This is a genomic window from Micavibrio aeruginosavorus EPB, from assembly GCF_000348745.1.
Lineage (GTDB): Bacteria > Pseudomonadota > Alphaproteobacteria > Micavibrionales > Micavibrionaceae > Micavibrio > Micavibrio aeruginosavorus_A.
The window spans coordinates 297,542-312,304 of record NC_020812.1; the positions used below are offsets into that span (position 1 = coordinate 297,542).

Sequence of the window (14,763 nt, forward strand, 5' to 3'; positions counted from 1 at the left end):
ACAGAGCGAAGGACACAATCATGGACACGAAAGCCAAGAAGACCGAGACCACAGGAATGGATTTCTCCCGCGCGGCGGCTGTCGGCCCGGACCGCGTCGCAAGCGCCGCACAGGCTGCCACGACGCGCGAATGCCAATATCCGCTCCAGCCCAAACGTCAGGGCCATGAGTCGTTTGAGCCGTATGGTTTGAATTAATTTTATGAATTTAAAAAAGCCCCCGGTTGGGGGCTTTTTTTATTAAAAGCAGACTGGACCAAACATGCAGCCGGCTAGGATGGCGCATACGAGAATCAATGGAGTATAAATAAGCAAGAAAATGGCAATGAGTGCGATCCTCATTAGCCAAGAGCGCGCGATGACCCATATCAAGCACGTGCTGGGCAGTAGGTATAGAATAAAAGATGATACAACCCCAATGGCGCCGAAAAAATCCTTGAATTTTCTGTGGATCGGTAAAAGGGCCGCGGATAAATCATAAATAAAGACATTGAAGGCCAAGATCGCAAACGGAAGAAGCAAGGTTAGAGCAATCAGCAATATTGTATTGGTTTTATAGGAGAGCTGTTGATACGCGGGTCTTTCCATTTTTTCTTTCCAAAAATTAAATAGTCCAGCGCTTGTTTCAACTGTGACGAAAGGCGAGATGTTATCGTGCCGTCCATCCGCCATCGACGGGTAATGATGTGCCGGTGATGTTGGATGCGGCATCGGAACACAGGAACACGGACAGCGCGCCCAGTTGTTCCACCTCAACAAATTTCTTCGTCGGCTGCGGCGTCAGCATGATTTTCTCGACCACTTCGCTTTCGGGCAGGTTATGCACCTTCGCCTGATCCTTGATCTGGTTTTGCACCAGCGGGGTCAGGACATAGCCCGGGCAAATGGCGTTGCAGGTGACGTTGTCCGTCGCCGTTTCCAGCGCAATGGTTTTCGTCATGCCGACAAGGCCGTGTTTCGCGGCGATATATGCGCTTTTAAACGGGGATGCGACCAGACCGTGGGCGGAGGCAATGTTGATGATCCGGCCCCAGCCCTTTGTCTTCATCCCCGGCAGGCAGGCTTTGGTCGTGTGGAACGCGCTGTTCAGATTGATGGCGATGATGGCGTTCCATTTGTCTTCGGGGAATTCATCAATCGGGCTGACATGCTGGATGCCCGCATTGTTCACCAGAATGTCGATGGCCCCAAATACGCCAATCGCCTTTTCGCACATATCGCGAATTTGGTCCGGCTTGGTCATGTCGGCCCCGTGATACAGGGCACGAATGCCATGATCCTTTTCTAAACCAAGGCGGATTTTTTCAATCTCGGCCGCATCGCCCAGCCCGTTCAACACCACGTTGGCCCCGGCGGCGGCCATGGCGGTCGCAATCCCCAATCCGATGCCGCTGGTGGATCCGGTGATCAGGGCGGTTTTTCCGGTGAGCTGGGTCATGGGGCGTATCCTTTGGTGCGGTTGCGAAAACGATGGAGTGAAGGGTAAAACGGCGGCGGGTTGCGGGCAAGGGGACCAGTGCGGTCTGCTGCTCCCATTATTTGACATAACGCAAATTCTCGGGTAAATTGGGCGCTATGAAACAGATTTCTTTGGATCAACATCCTGATTTTATTGCCGTTTTTGACGGGCGCACCGATCTGGCCGCCGCGATGAAGGCGGCCCGCGATGCCTTGCTCGATCCGGCCTATCAGGCCGTGGTCATCGTGCGGGAGAGCGAAACGGCGGATCAATCCGCCGACCGGGCGGCAACGCTTTTAAAAACCATATCCCCCAACCGGGATGAGCTGGGCCGCTTGCCCGACGGGCGTTTTGCCGTGTTGCGGGCCAGAGAGGGCACACAGGATGTTTACGCTCGCGATGATTTCAATCGTGTGGCGGGCCATGATGTGACGGATTTGCTGAACGCCATGAATGGTCTGTTCCATACCGATCCCGCGATGTATGTGCGCGCGGCCGACGGTGATAACGCCAATGCCCATTTGGACAGCGGGTATGAATTTATGAATGCCGCTCTGGTCAAGGACGCACCGTTGCCCGGTGGCGTGACGTTGACCATGGCCCTGCGCGGTGGCGGCACGATTGTGCGTGAAGTGTCACGGGATGAATTGACGCGGGCTCTGGGGTCCAATGGCCAGATGGTCTGGCGTCAAACCGCGGGCATGCACGACGATGATGATATGGGTGTTGGCGGTGCCGCCATTCCGAAACATCTTGGCTGGCAGGCCAAGGCGGGGGATGTCTGCCTGATGCGTGGTGGCGACTGGCCGGAAACGCATTTGCCGACATTGCACGCCTCGCCCATCCGCGCGCGTCAGGGTGACCCGAAAGAGCGGGTTGTCTGTCTGGCGTTTCTGTAAAACGCAATTCAATCTTATGGCATATTGCGCCGCCATCCACCCCGGCATTGATTGCGGGTCGTGGATCGCCTACCCTTCTCCCCACAATTCATAACAGGGGAGAACAATCATGGCCGATCTTTTTGAAAATCCGCTTCACACCGATGGTTTTGCGTTCGTGGAATATACGGGCGAGCCGAAAATTCTGGAGAAGCTGTTTGCCGATTTCGGTTTTACGGCGGTCGCCAAACACAAAGCCCGCAATGTTGTTCTCTATCGTCAGGGTGGCGTGAACTTCCTGATCAACCATGACACCACCGGCCAGCCGGGTGCGTTCCAGGACATCCACACATCGGGTGCCAGCGCCATGGGCTTCCGTGTCAAGGACGCGAAACAGGCGATCGCCGATGCGGTGAAGCGCGGTGCGGAACGCGTTGAAAATCACGGCGGGTCGATGGGCGATGATATCCCGGCGATCAAGGGGATTGGTGGATGCCTGATTTATTTCATTGATGACGATGGCATGTATGATCGCGATTTTGAATTTTATCCGGGCGTGGACAAACATCCGGCCGGCGTTGGTTTCACCTATATCGATCACCTGACGCACAACGTGCATCGCGGCAATATGGCGGTGTGGGCGAAGTTTTACGAAGACATCTTCAACTTCCGCGAAATCCGCTACTTCGATATCGAAGGCAAGCTGACCGGCCTGAAATCCAAGGCGATGACCAGCCCGTGCGGCAAGATCCGCATTCCGCTGAATGAATCATCGGATGACAAATCCCAGATCGCGGAATTCCTGAAACGCTATAACGGCGAAGGCATCCAGCATATCGCGCTGGGCACCAACGACATTTACAAAACCGTGGAAATGATGCGCGCGCAGAACGTGCCGTTCCAATCCACGCCAGCCACCTATTACGAATTGCTGGACAAGCGCGTGCCGGGTCATGGCGAAGATGTCACGCGACTGAAAAGCCTGAACATCCTGCTGGATGGCGCGCCGACGGAAGGGCAAGGCTTGCTGTTGCAAATCTTTACCCGTGATGCCATTGGCCCGATCTTCTTCGAAATCATCCAGCGCAAGGGCAATGAAGGGTTTGGCGAAGGCAATTTCAAGGCCCTGTTCGAATCCATCGAACTGGACCAGATCCGCCGCGGTGTGTTGAAGGATGAAAAGGCAGCGAACGCGTAACCATGAAACTAGCGTCCTATAAAGGCGGGCATGACGGGTGGTTGATGGTTGTGGCCAACGACCTCTCCGTCTGGGCCCCGGCCACTGATGTCGCCCCGACCCTGCAATACGCGCTCGATCACTGGGCGGATGTTGAGGAAGATCTGCGGATTCTCTCTGATGCGTTGAATTCCGGCCGGGTCAAGGATGTCGAAAAATTCGACACGGCGAATTGTTCCGCGCCGCTGCCCCGCGCCTATCAAATCGCGGATGGCAGCGCGTATCTGAACCATGTCGAATTGGTGCGCAAGGCCCGCGGGGCGGAAATGCCGCCGGAATTCCTGCACGATCCGCTGATGTATCAGGCCGTGTCCGACCCCATTCTGGCCCCCAACGATGATATCGTGGTGACCAGTGAGGAATACGGAATCGATTTTGAAGGTGAAGTTGCCGTCATTACCGGGGACGTCCCGATGAGTGCAACGCCGGAGGAGGCCGCCGCGTGCATCCGCCTGATCATGCTGATGAACGATGTGTCGTTGCGTAATCTGATTCCCGCCGAACTGGCGAAGGGGTTTGGCTTTTTCCAAAGCAAGCCGCCATCCGCCTTTTCCCCCGTTGCGGTGACGCCCGATGAATTGGGTGCGGCCTGGCGCGGGGGCAAGGTGCATTTGCCCCTGATCTGTACCCTGAATGGCCGCGTGGTGGGCAAGCCCAATGCGGGCGTGGATATGCAGTTTGATTTTGGCCAGCTGGTGGCCCATGCCGCGAAAACACGGCCATTGCGCGCCGGGGCGATTATCGGGTCGGGGACCATTTCCAACCGCGACCGTGCCGCCGGTGTGGCGTGTCTGGCCGAAACGCGCATGATCGAAAAAATCGAAACCGGCACCATGACCACGCCATTCATGGCCTTTGGCGATGTGATCCGCATTGAAATGATCAATGAAAAAGGCGCGTCCGTCTTTGGCGCAATTGAACAGAAGGTCGTCAAGCAAGCATGATTACGCTTTACAGTTATTTCCGTTCCTCCACTGCGTACCGGGTGCGTATTGCCCTGAATTTGAAGGGGGTGGAATATGAAACCGTGCCCGTGCATCTGGCCAAGGGGGAGCAGTTTGCGGACATGTACCGCCTGATCAACCCGATGGCGGCGGTGCCGGTGCTGGACCATGACGGGTTCCGCGTGTCGCAATCATTGGCGATTTTGAATTATATCGACAATATCGCGCCCAACCCGCCACTGTCCCCGGTGGATGATGTTCAGGGGCAGGCCTATGTGCGGCAAGTGGCGCTGGCCATTGCCACGGATATTCACCCGCTGACCAACCTGAAGGTTTTGAAAAAACTGGGCACGATGTTTGACGCGTCGGAAGACCAGAAAAACGAATGGTACGCCCATTGGGCGCTGGACGGCATGCGCGCGGTCGAAGCGATGTTGCTGGATTGTGGGCGCACGGGAAAATTTGCCAATGGTGACGCGGTCAGTGTCGCCGATCTGTGCATCGTGCCGCAAATGTACAATATGCGCCGATATAACCTGTCGCTCGATGAATTCCCGATTTGCCGCCATATCGAGGAAAACTGCATGGCGTTGACCGCATTCCAAACGGCGGCACCGGAAATGCAACCCGATGCGCCGGATGATCTTGAAATTATTCACGGCCCGCATTTTAAAGGAGGTTTGATATGACCGAATCTGATTCAGGAAACCCGCTGGGGGCTGGCGTGGCCGCCGACGCCATGAAATACGTGATTGACCAGGGATGGGACAATTACACGGACGAAGAACATGAAACATGGCGCCTGTTGTATGAGCGCCAGCGCACATTGATGCCGGGGCGTGCCTGCAAGGAGTTTTTGCAGAACATGGACGCGCTGGGCATTGGCGACCAACAGATCCCGCGTTTTACGGAGCTGAATAAAAAGCTGAAGGCGCTGACCGGATGGGAAATTGTCGCGGTTGAGGGGTTGATCCCCGATGCGCCGTTTTTCCAGCTTCTGGCGGATCGTAAATTCCCGGCGGGATCATTTATCCGCCGCCGCGACCAGATGGATTATCTGGAAGAGCCCGACGTGTTCCATGATGTGTTCGGCCATGCGCCAATGCTGGCCCATCCGGTGTTTGCCGATTATATCCAGGCCTATGGCCAGGGCGGCCTGCGCGCGATGAATGACGGGGTGATTACCAACCTGACGCGCCTGTATTGGTACACGGTTGAATTTGGATTGATGAAAACGGATGAAGGGCTGCGTATCTATGGCGCGGGTATCCTGTCCTCCCCCGGCGAAACCGTATTTGCGGCGGACAGCGATTCACCGAACAAAATCGGCTTTAACCTGAAACGCGTGATGCAGACGAAATACAAAATCGACGATTTCCAGACCAGCTATTTCGTCATTGATTCATTTGATGATCTGTTCAAACAAACCTATCAGGATTTTGGCCCGATCTATGCCGACCTGAAAGCCAACCCAATGAAATATGCGCCGGGCGATCTGCTGCCGGATGATGTGATCCTGCAACGGGGCACGGGCGTCTATGCCGCCGAAGCCGCGAAGCGCAAGGCGCAGGCGCATGGGTAAAAATCTGGGGTTACTGCCCGCCGGACAGCAATTCGCCATCCTGAACTGTATCGTGACCATGCCCATCCGGTGTGGTCGCGGTCGTTTTGGGCGATGCGATGGTGGATGGGGGCGGAACGTGGGCGGACGGTTCGGCGTGTGCGGGCTCCGCTGTCGCTGTTGTCGCTGGGGCCGTTGTTGCGGCCTGTGTGTCGACGGTGGCGGCGGGTGTCACGGTTTCCGTTTTGGCCGGTGTCTCGGCTTTCGGTTCCTCGGCTTTGGGGGCTTCGGCTTTCGGCTCTTCGGTCTTCACGGGCTCGGCGGCGGGCTCCGGCGCGGCTTTTGGTGCCGGGGCCGGGCGTTTGATGGTGCCCAGATGTTTCAAATCAATCACGGCGCGGTAATGGGCGGCGTTGGCGTCCGGCGCGATCAAGCTTTTGTCCGCGATGCTGACATCCTGGCGCAGGACGATGACCAGACGGGTGCCATCGGTGCCGTTATCCATGCTTTGCGTCGACCATGATTTGACCGCGGGGGATGATGATGTGCCGCTTTTTGCTGCGGTCCATTTCATGCCCGGCAATTCGACCAGCAATAAATCTTCGCTGTTGTCCAGATCGGTGGTGAATTTCACCGCTGATCCGGCATCCAGGACCAGGCGGGTCATGCGCGCATGCTCACCAATACGCATGGCGCTGATGACCGGGCCGGATGGGGCGGCAATTTTGCTTTGCACGGGGGCCGTGGCCTTCACCACGGGTTCATCCATCACAGGCGCCATCACCGGTGCCATCACTGGGGCCTTTGTGGGCGGCATGGGCGCGGCGGTGGTGGTGATCGCAGGTGTGCTCGGATGTGTGTTCGGATGTGTGTTCGGGGTGGGGGCCGTCGGCTGGTTCACAATCGGGGACAGGCTCTGCGGGGCCGCGGTGCCGGCTTCCATGACCGGCGCGGGCGGCGGGACCTGATCCTGTGGGGTCAGCGGGGCGGCCGTTGTCTGCGCGATGGGGGCCTGCAAGGCGTTCATATCGCGGCGTAAATCTACAATCGCGGCCTCGGCGCGTTTGATGCGGGCCATCGGGTCCTGGATGTCTTCGGCGAACAGGGCGTCGGGGCTGACATTCATCCCCCGTGCCGGTTGCATGCCGGCCTGCATATCCAGATTCGCATCGGCCATCGTCATTGGCTGAGTGATCGGGCAGATTTGGCTGCTGGTTTGCACCGTGCCCAACTCATCCGCGTCTGATCCGCCACAGGCCGACAACGTCAGCGCGCACACCACCAGAGCGGTGCTGCAGAAAAAGCGGTTCAGCGTGGGGCGGGTGGCCCGGAAAAGCGACATGGACATTGAAATCCGAACAGAGGGAACAGAATGAAAAACGCGGAAGGGAGGCCAGTGATTCGGCCTTGTTTATAAGAGTACGGGCGCGGGCTTGTCTTCGTCAATAGCCAGGCGCTATCATCCCCGGCGAAGGGCGGGCATCGGATCATGCAAAAACAATCCCATATCGGCATTATTGGCGGCGGTGCGGCGGCGGTGGCGCTGGCGGCCCATCTGGCGCGTCAGGCCGATGCGACGGGCGTGCGTGCCCCGGCCATTACCATTTTTGATCCGGCGGATGTGGTCGGGCTTGGGGTGGCCTATGCCACCCGTGATCCGGCGCATGTTTTGAACGTTCCGGCCGCGGGGATGAGCCTGTGGCCAGACCGCCCGCATGATTTTCTCGATTGGCTGAATGATGCCAATTCTGGCTGGCGTGTGCTGGATCCGTCGTTCGAGGATATGGCGGTCACGCCATACAGCTTTATGCCTCGTATGGTCTATGGCGCGTATCTGCGGGACCGTTTGGCCCGGGTCAATGTGACGCATCGGCGGGTCATGGTCACGGGGGTCACCCCGCTGGATGCGGGGGTCGCCGTGTCGGGGGCTGGTGAAACCCACGTTTTTGATGCGGTCGTGCTGGCCTGTGGCAACGTGGCCCCGGTGCGGGTTCCCGGCATGGATGCGGCGATTACGTCCGGCCAGCCGGGGGGGGCTTTGTCACTCTATGGCTTGCGCCCCAATGATATTCCCCCGGATTTGACCGGCGATAACGTCATGATTTTGGGCACGGGGTTGAGCATGGTGGATGCCGTGCTGACCCTCGACCGTATCGGGTATGACGGGCAAATCGTGGCGGTGTCGCGCCATGGACTGGTTCCCCAGCCGCATGCGCCGGAAATGCTGACGCCTCGTCCGCCCTTTGTGCAGGCCGATGCTTTGCCATCGACGGCGCGGGGGATTATGCGGGCCTTGCGCCGGGCGGCGCGGGATGGGGAATGGCGCACGGCGGTGGATTCCCTGCGGCCGTTCAGCAACGCAATCTGGCGCGGGCTTTCACTGTCTGAACGGGCGCGGTTGCGCCGGGTTTTGCCGTACTGGGCGGTGCACCGCCACCGCATGGCCCCGCACGTGGCCCTGCGATTGCAGGATTTGATCGGTTCCGGGCGCTTGTCCATCCACCATGGGCGCGCCGATTCGGTGCGGGGCGATGGCAACAACGGGGTCATCGTTGCGGTCGATGGGGTGGATCATGCGTGCGATGCGGTGATTTCCGCGCTCGGGTACCGTTCTGATCCCTTCGCGCCGGGCAGTTTGAGCGCGACATTGATCGAAGAGGGGGTTCTGCATGTGGATGGCCCGGCCATGCGGATTTATGATGACGCCACCTTGCGCCTGCATGCGGGGGCGCCGCTTTATGGGTTGGGGCCTGTTTTGGGCGCGGCGTTTATCGAAACCACAGCCATGCCGGACATCCGGCAACAGGCGGCGGCGATCGCCACGGCCCTTTTGGCGCAATAAAAAACGACCCGCTGATAATCAGCGGGCCGCTTTCCTAAATTTTTAAATGGAGACTTAGTCCGCCAGCTGGATGTTCCCGGCTGCGGTTTTGCCGCGGCTGGTGACCAGTTCATAGCTCAGCTTCTGACCTTCTTTCAGGCCGCGAATGCCGGCTTGTTCCAGAGCGGTGATGTGAATGAACACGTCGCTTCCGCCGTCATCGGGTTGAATAAACCCATATCCTTTTGTGGTGTTGAACCATTTAACGGTCCCGGTGGCCATGTTCGTCTCCTTCATTCAACTAAAAGCACGTGAGTATAAACGGACCCATCCCGCGGCCGGCGGAATGATTCCGGGGTTTTGAATGTTTCGAACCCGGGCCGTACAATACCGTTAAAACGCAACCCTCGCAAGGGAATCGTATGGGTTGCAGGCGCATGAAAGCGGGCCCGTGCCGCATGGGCGGGGCCTGATCGTGTGGGGATGGTGATTACGAAAAAGATCGAGTGGAAGGCCGAACGCGACCCGGCAAATTTCGTTACGGCTGCTGCCTCTCGGCCCTGACCGGATTGGCGAACTGTCCGCCCGCGCCGACCTTCCGGGGGTTGATATAGGCGCTTGCGCCCATAATTGCAACACACGACACCTGTTTCGGCTATAAATTTTCCAGATTATTGCCCTGTTCCAGCCCCGGACCTCAGAATTTTCCCTTTGCGCCCTTGCGCTCCATGGCTGGAATGCGCTATAGGCATGCGGTCTGTTTCCTTACAAACAGCACGCCGCTGTAGCTCAGGGGTAGAGCAGGTCATTCGTAATTAAATGCTCTGTGCCTGAAAACAGCGTGTATAGAGGGGGTTAGCAATCTTGCCCCAGCCCTAATAAGGCTATAATAAGGTTGCCACATTTTCCGGTGTGCCGCTGTAGCTCAGGGGTAGAGCAGGTCATTCGTAATGACAAGGTCGGGGGTTCAATTCCCTTCAGCGGCACCATTATTAAAAAACCCTCCTGTTTCAGGAGGGTTTTTTAATGCGCGAGGGGGTGTTGCAAAAGGCGATTGTGGGGCGCAGGGCCCATCGATTGAGCTTGATTAAAAATTGATATGGATTTGTTCCATACAGGACAGATGTCGGCCTTCCTTGACATTTGCGATCTGCGGAAAACCTTAGTGAGAGGGGGATGTCTTCACTCTACAGAGATGAGGTGCCGTGATGATACGTGTTCAAAAGGCAGGGAATGATGATCCTGTCATGGTGCATGAAGCGGTGGGCGTCTTCAATAATGCTGATGACCTCCAAGCGGCCATGGATGACCTGCAATCCCATGGTTTTATGCGTCATGAATTAAGTGTTCTGGCGGATCAGGAGAAAATAAAATCCAAACTCGGGCGGAAATACCGCGATGTACGCGAACTGGAAGATGACCCGTCCGCGCCCCGTGCATCGTTTTTGCCCAATGAAACGGTGGGTGAAATTGAAGGCGCCTTTATCGCCATTCCAATGTATCTGGCCGTCATTGCGTCAACATGGATCGTGGTGGCCGAAGGCGGAACGCTGGCCCATGCAGTGATCGCCGCGATTGTGGCGGGAGCCATGGGAGCGACGATTGGTGTCATGATGGCGCGTGGATTTGCCGAGCAACGTGACCGTGATTTGCGCGAAAAGATCCATAAAGGCGGTTTACCACTGTGGGTCAATCTGCGCGCACCGGAACAGGAAAATACGGCCACAAGCATCATGAAAAAGCATGCCGCGCGGGATGTGCACGTGCATGACATACCCTTGTATGGATAAGATTTGCTTTTTGCCATAAGGTGAATTCTCTTTCAGGCAAAGCCCGGCTATGATTGTCGGGCTTTGTCTTGTTCTTTTTTGAGTGCGCGTGATGTCGAATAAAATTGTCAACTATTTGTTCGAAGATTATATGACCGAGGCCAATCGGGCCGAAAGCGTTGACGATTTGTTTGCGGTCCTTATGAAAGCCGTTGGCAAGCATGGCCTTGATCGCGCCGTGTTTGCGTTGATGACGGATCATGCCGATATTGGCCAGAAGGCGAGTTTTGGGATCGCGTCGAATTATTCACCGGACTGGGTTGAATATTATTTTGAGCGCGGATTAAACCATACGGATCCGGTGGCCATTTGTGCCTCGACGCAGGAGGAGTCATTCGCCTGGGTCGATTTGGAACAATATATGTCCCTCAGCAAATCACAGCGCACGACGATGGCGATGGCGGATGAGGCGGGCCTGCATAACGGGGTTGCCGTTCCGCTGCGTGGATCGGGAAGTCAGATTGCCGGGTTCGGCTTTGCGACGTCGCAAAGACATGATGCCTTTGATGGCAATATTGATATGGTGACGGCCTATTGCAACCATTTCTATGTTGCGTACAGGCGCCTTTTGCAGCGCAACGATCCGGCAAAAAACATCATCTTCACGGACAAGGAACGCGAAGTTCTGAAATGGGTGGCGGCCGGAAAAACGGACGCGGAGATTGCTATCATATTGAATTTAAGTCGAAATACGATTGACGCCCATATGCGTAAGATCTTTAAAAAGCTGGAAGCCAACAACCGTGTTTTGGCCGCCGTCAAGGCCATTACGCTGGGGCTGGTCCATATTTAACGCTTTAGGTCATCACGAACCTTCGTAATACCACCGTGGTCTTCCTTTTTTTAGAATAAGGAAGGTTTCAATTTTTTAACGGGGATGGATACGATGAAAAAAATCGATGGCGCGAATGATTCCGGGGATGGTGTCAAACATTACGATTACGAGAAAATCAAAGGGATTGTCGATTCCTTGCAGTATCTGAAAGAAGAAGCCCGCAATTGCGGGAACGAAGATGTCGAAACGCTGATCCAGTCGACGTTCAATATCATGATCACGACATATTGCATGATCCTGCGCGAGCGCTTGCCGCGTCAGGTTTTTGATATGTCGCCCGCGACAAATTAAGCGAATTTATTCTGACCGGATACGGTGCGAATAGTTGGTGGGGCCCGCGATTGCGCGGGCCTTCTCCGTAATCGCCGCCGCCGCCGTGATGTCTGCGAGTGACGCGCCCTCGGGGGCGTTGAGGCCGCCGCGTTCGTGGATGTATGCGGGCAGGTGTCCGGATAGGATGATGCGCGGGTCCATGTGCAGGCCGGGTACAATCGCCTGGGCCATGCTGAAAACGATGGTTGTGCAGTTCGCGGTCAGCGTGTTGTAGAATTGCGGTGTTTTTCGCAATGTATTGCCCGTGTTCACGTAAGAAAGAAACAAGGCTTTCATGGCTTCGGGTTTGGCTTTGATGGAATAGCGGTATACGTCTTCGCCACGGATGTTGGTGCGCAGATAGATGATATCGCTTTCATCCGCGGCAATCAGGGCGAGCTCATATTCCTTAAAAAATCCGGCGAGGTTTGAATAGACTTCGCCGTCTTCCTTGCGGATTTCGACGGAAAAGACCACATGATCGCCGTTTTCGAAACCAAAGCTGACCAGCGTGTGGGCGATTGCGGGCATTCCCCAATAGGATAAAAACAGATCAACCGATGTGATGGTGTCGGTGTCGTAGGTGCGTTTTTCCCATTTTGCATCGTAATCATCAATGCTGCGCCATGTGAAAGTGCGGACATCCTTGATCGTTACCATCGGCCCATCGATGTCGGCGGAGACGATGTTTGCAACCTCGGGCATCCAGTAACGATAATTTTGTGGTTTGATCGACGTCCACCACATGAGTGCCAGCGCCATGGCGACCATAAATACGCCCGTTGCCAACGGTCGGCGCCATGTGAACAACGCGTAATAAAGCGTAGCCGCGACATAACTGACCCAAAGGCTGGCGGCAAGCCAGCTGCCATCGCCCAGGCCGAACAGTCCCTGAAACGGTGCGCGGTACCACAATGCCATTCCCACCAAAATGGATGGGATCAAGATTGTAAGGGTCAGGCCAGCTGAGCGGAGAGTGGCGAGGATTTTATTTCTTCTGTTTGACGGCATATTCGGTCCAGTTGCATTTCTCTGCGATCAGCGGATTCATGCGGTCACGGTTTAGGCCGTTGGTCATGAGGGCGATGACGCGATCATCATCCTGATACCCGACATGGGCCTCCAGCGGGTTGGCAAATTCGGTGACGCCCAGCAAATCTTTCGGGTGGGCGATGTTCATATCGATATTGATGATTTCCGGGCAATAGCGGCTATCAATATAAGAATCGGCGTAATCCGGCGGGATGGGGTAGCTGAGGATGTCATTCGGGTCGCTGAAGGCGACGATACGGACTTTGCCGACCAGACGTTCATTGTAATGCGTGCCGTTTGGCTGGCAATATTGGTCTGTAACGCCCGTGGTTCCGGATTTTTCCTGCCCCACCTGTAAAAGCGGCAATTGGTTCGCCATCATAAACACGGTGATCGTTTCGTTCTGCAATGTGGCGTTCAGCCCGTCCAGTTTTTTGCATTCGTCGCAATTTTCGCGATCGGCGGCAAAGCGGTTGAGTGTGTCGATGGTGATGCGGCTGCCCAGGCTGTGCGTGATGATGTAAAAATCATCCTGTTTGATGTTGGTGGCGATGCTGTTGTCATAGGCGTTGCAGTAATGACGCCCTTTGTCCGGCATGCTATCCCACGACCCACGGAAGGCCCAGCAAACAGACTGCCCGACCGATTTGTCAATCAGCCCTTTTTTGAGGCCTTCGTAAACCAGCAGGTCCGGCACCGTGGCGTTCATGAATCTCTTTAATGATTTGTTCAATCCGGCGCGGCGGTAATTATAGGCTTCGGAATCGTCAAAGGCGATGACCTCCTTGTCCATTTCACCGATCCCCGACCAGGTCAGTTCGTAAAACAGAAATTCGCGGTCGCTGGTGCTGGAAAAATGGCGCGATACGCGCAATGTGCCGGCATCTTCCCCACCATCGGGGGCGTTGGTCAGGGTGATGTCCTTGATGGTCGGGTCCATACTGTCCAGGCCCAGCGACGCGGCCAGCTTTTCACGCAAACGGGCGGAATATCCGGGCAGGTGTTTGCTGATCCCATGCACCATAAGAACTTTTGTCGTGCCGGGGGTTCCGGTGACGGCCTTGTGCGCCACGCTGTCTTCAATGCCATCAAAGGCCGGGCCGGCAATTTCGCACAGGCGCGTGTCTTCGGCGTTGTCCTTTTTCTCCATAATGGCCTCGGTCACGCCCTTGGCAATCGAACTGCACCCGGTCAGTGGTGTGACCAGGGCGCACAAAGCGAGGCAGAGAAGTGTTTTTTTCATGATGGGTACCGATGGGGTGGGGCGTCTGGGCGATTGCGCAAAATTATGCTGGTTATCAGGGCAATTCGCAAATGAAAACCCCACCGTATGATGGTGGGGTTTTCTGTAATCTTGCTGGTTCTACATGGCCGGCGTATTCATGCTCGGTGCCGTTGGGGCTGGCCTGTTGTCCGGGGCCATGTCTGGCGCGGCGCTGCCCGGGTTTTGATAGGCGCCGGTGGCGCTTTGGTTGAAATGGTTACCAATCACGCCGCGTTCGCTGGGGCCCAGTTGATCCTGATTTTTCCAGGCTTCCATTTTTGCGGCCACATCGTCGGCCTCCTGGGTCCATGCGGTGCCAGCGGCGGGCAGGCTTTCGATCATGTTGATCAAATCCTGTTCGTTCGACTGGTTTTGAAAATCCTGAATGGCCTTTTCGCCTTCGGGGGTAATTTCGGTGCCGGGCGCGGGCAAATCGACCGTTGGGTCGAAATCATCGCCATGCTGTTCCAGCGCTTCAATCGTTTGTTCCCCGGCCTCGTTCATTTCGGATCCGGGTGGTGCAATGTCATTCAAGTGGTTTACCAGTTCTTCTGCACTCATCTCCGCCAGATCTTTGGCCATGGTTTTGTCC

Annotated in this window: 16 protein-coding genes, 1 tRNA gene and 1 other RNA gene; 11 read left to right on the forward strand and 7 right to left on the reverse strand. The window is 56.2% G+C overall.

Features of this window, described 5'->3' with window-relative positions; genetic code table 11:
* Positions 1-20 precede the first annotated feature (20 nt).
* Entirely contained in the window at positions 21-197 is a 177-nt protein-coding gene (locus tag A11S_RS11960) for a hypothetical protein (protein WP_015466659.1), read from the forward strand.
* Between the two features lie 451 nt (positions 198-648).
* Here A11S_RS11960 and A11S_RS01255 read toward each other — a convergent pair whose 3' ends face one another.
* Entirely contained in the window at positions 649-1,437 is a 789-nt protein-coding gene (locus A11S_RS01255) for a 3-hydroxybutyrate dehydrogenase (protein WP_015466661.1), read from the reverse strand.
* Positions 1,438-1,574: 137 nt separating this feature from the next.
* Between A11S_RS01255 and A11S_RS01260 the strand changes: the two genes are divergently transcribed.
* From A11S_RS01260 to phhA, 5 genes are all read left to right on the forward strand, one after another.
* Entirely contained in the window at positions 1,575-2,357 is a 783-nt protein-coding gene (locus tag A11S_RS01260; RefSeq protein WP_015466662.1) for a hypothetical protein, read from the forward strand.
* A 109-nt stretch (positions 2,358-2,466) separates the two neighbouring features.
* Positions 2,467-3,534: a 4-hydroxyphenylpyruvate dioxygenase gene (hppD, locus tag A11S_RS01265; protein ID WP_015466663.1), complete on the forward strand. Its 1,068-nt coding sequence runs from the start codon at positions 2,467-2,469 to the stop codon at positions 3,532-3,534.
* Positions 3,535-3,536: 2 nt separating this feature from the next.
* Positions 3,537-4,517, forward strand: coding sequence for a fumarylacetoacetate hydrolase family protein (locus tag A11S_RS01270; RefSeq protein ID WP_041802322.1), 981 nt, complete (start codon positions 3,537-3,539; stop codon positions 4,515-4,517).
* Positions 4,514-5,206 (forward strand): maleylacetoacetate isomerase, encoded by a 693-nt coding sequence (gene maiA, locus A11S_RS01275; protein ID WP_081604738.1) that lies wholly within the window; start codon positions 4,514-4,516, stop codon positions 5,204-5,206. The genes A11S_RS01270 and maiA overlap by 4 nt, the downstream gene beginning before the upstream one ends.
* A complete protein-coding gene (gene phhA / locus A11S_RS01280; RefSeq protein WP_015466666.1) occupies positions 5,203-6,099 on the forward strand; it encodes a phenylalanine 4-monooxygenase in 897 nt (298 codons plus the stop codon). The genes maiA and phhA overlap by 4 nt, the downstream gene beginning before the upstream one ends.
* A gap of 10 nt (positions 6,100-6,109) precedes the next feature.
* Here phhA and A11S_RS01285 read toward each other — a convergent pair whose 3' ends face one another.
* Entirely contained in the window at positions 6,110-7,426 is a 1,317-nt protein-coding gene (locus A11S_RS01285; protein WP_015466667.1) for a flagellar biosynthesis protein FlhF, read from the reverse strand.
* Between the two features lie 141 nt (positions 7,427-7,567).
* Here A11S_RS01285 and A11S_RS01290 point away from each other — a divergent pair, with 141 nt between their 5' ends.
* Positions 7,568-8,920 (forward strand): FAD/NAD(P)-binding protein, encoded by a 1,353-nt coding sequence (locus A11S_RS01290; RefSeq protein WP_015466668.1) that lies wholly within the window; start codon positions 7,568-7,570, stop codon positions 8,918-8,920.
* A 54-nt stretch (positions 8,921-8,974) separates the two neighbouring features.
* Here the strand turns inward: A11S_RS01290 and A11S_RS01295 are convergent, their stop codons facing one another.
* Both A11S_RS01295 and ffs read right to left on the reverse strand, forming a co-directional pair.
* Complete coding sequence (locus A11S_RS01295) at positions 8,975-9,181, reverse strand: cold-shock protein (RefSeq protein WP_014101843.1); 207 nt, start codon at positions 9,179-9,181, stop codon at positions 8,975-8,977.
* A gap of 223 nt (positions 9,182-9,404) precedes the next feature.
* Positions 9,405-9,499, reverse strand: an RNA gene (ffs, locus tag A11S_RS11755) — signal recognition particle sRNA small type.
* A 314-nt stretch (positions 9,500-9,813) separates the two neighbouring features.
* On the opposite strand from ffs, the gene A11S_RS01300 reads away from it, so the two are divergent.
* From A11S_RS01300 to A11S_RS01315, 4 genes are all read left to right on the forward strand, one after another.
* Positions 9,814-9,888: transfer RNA gene (locus A11S_RS01300), tRNA-Thr, on the forward strand.
* 219 nt (positions 9,889-10,107) lie between these two features.
* Positions 10,108-10,689 carry a hypothetical protein gene (locus tag A11S_RS01305; RefSeq protein ID WP_015466669.1) on the forward strand — a complete coding sequence of 194 codons (582 nt, stop codon included), beginning with the start codon at positions 10,108-10,110 and terminating at the stop codon, positions 10,687-10,689.
* A 91-nt stretch (positions 10,690-10,780) separates the two neighbouring features.
* Positions 10,781-11,521, forward strand: a complete 741-nt coding sequence (locus A11S_RS01310) for a helix-turn-helix transcriptional regulator (protein WP_041802325.1) — start codon at positions 10,781-10,783, stop codon at positions 11,519-11,521.
* Between the two features lie 93 nt (positions 11,522-11,614).
* Positions 11,615-11,854 (forward strand): hypothetical protein, encoded by a 240-nt coding sequence (locus A11S_RS01315; protein WP_015466671.1) that lies wholly within the window; start codon positions 11,615-11,617, stop codon positions 11,852-11,854.
* 6 nt (positions 11,855-11,860) lie between these two features.
* On the opposite strand, the gene A11S_RS01320 is transcribed toward A11S_RS01315, so the two are convergent.
* The 3 genes from A11S_RS01320 to A11S_RS01330 form a co-directional block, all read right to left on the reverse strand.
* Entirely contained in the window at positions 11,861-12,886 is a 1,026-nt protein-coding gene (locus A11S_RS01320; RefSeq protein ID WP_041802327.1) for an Lnb N-terminal periplasmic domain-containing protein, read from the reverse strand.
* Positions 12,864-14,150, reverse strand: coding sequence for a hypothetical protein (locus tag A11S_RS01325; RefSeq protein WP_015466673.1), 1,287 nt, complete (start codon positions 14,148-14,150; stop codon positions 12,864-12,866). The genes A11S_RS01320 and A11S_RS01325 overlap by 23 nt, the downstream gene beginning before the upstream one ends.
* A 120-nt stretch (positions 14,151-14,270) precedes the next feature.
* The gene (locus A11S_RS01330) at positions 14,271-14,753 is read right to left on the reverse strand and encodes a hypothetical protein (RefSeq protein ID WP_015466674.1); all 483 of its coding nucleotides are present in this window, start codon (positions 14,751-14,753) and stop codon (positions 14,271-14,273) included.
* Positions 14,754-14,763: the final 10 nt, after the last annotated feature.

Coding starts and splice junctions, on each gene's coding strand:
- A11S_RS01295 (WP_014101843.1), bottom strand. CDS start 9,181: ATGGCCACCGGGACCGTTAAATGGTTCAACACCACAAAAGGATATGGG.
- A11S_RS01290 (WP_015466668.1), top strand. CDS start 7,568: ATGCAAAAACAATCCCATATCGGCATTATTGGCGGCGGTGCGGCGGCG.
- A11S_RS01320 (WP_041802327.1), bottom strand. CDS start 12,886: ATGCCGTCAAACAGAAGAAATAAAATCCTCGCCACTCTCCGCTCAGCT.
- A11S_RS01305 (WP_015466669.1), top strand. CDS start 10,108: ATGATACGTGTTCAAAAGGCAGGGAATGATGATCCTGTCATGGTGCAT.
- A11S_RS01325 (WP_015466673.1), bottom strand. CDS start 14,150: ATGAAAAAAACACTTCTCTGCCTCGCTTTGTGCGCCCTGGTCACACCA.
- A11S_RS01315 (WP_015466671.1), top strand. CDS start 11,615: ATGAAAAAAATCGATGGCGCGAATGATTCCGGGGATGGTGTCAAACAT.
- phhA (WP_015466666.1), top strand. CDS start 5,203: ATGACCGAATCTGATTCAGGAAACCCGCTGGGGGCTGGCGTGGCCGCC.
- maiA (WP_081604738.1), top strand. CDS start 4,514: ATGATTACGCTTTACAGTTATTTCCGTTCCTCCACTGCGTACCGGGTG.
- A11S_RS01285 (WP_015466667.1), bottom strand. CDS start 7,426: ATGTCCATGTCGCTTTTCCGGGCCACCCGCCCCACGCTGAACCGCTTT.
- hppD (WP_015466663.1), top strand. CDS start 2,467: ATGGCCGATCTTTTTGAAAATCCGCTTCACACCGATGGTTTTGCGTTC.
- A11S_RS01310 (WP_041802325.1), top strand. CDS start 10,781: ATGTCGAATAAAATTGTCAACTATTTGTTCGAAGATTATATGACCGAG.
- A11S_RS11960 (WP_015466659.1), top strand. CDS start 21: ATGGACACGAAAGCCAAGAAGACCGAGACCACAGGAATGGATTTCTCC.
- A11S_RS01255 (WP_015466661.1), bottom strand. CDS start 1,437: ATGACCCAGCTCACCGGAAAAACCGCCCTGATCACCGGATCCACCAGC.
- A11S_RS01330 (WP_015466674.1), bottom strand. CDS start 14,753: ATGGCCAAAGATCTGGCGGAGATGAGTGCAGAAGAACTGGTAAACCAC.
- A11S_RS01270 (WP_041802322.1), top strand. CDS start 3,537: ATGAAACTAGCGTCCTATAAAGGCGGGCATGACGGGTGGTTGATGGTT.
- A11S_RS01260 (WP_015466662.1), top strand. CDS start 1,575: ATGAAACAGATTTCTTTGGATCAACATCCTGATTTTATTGCCGTTTTT.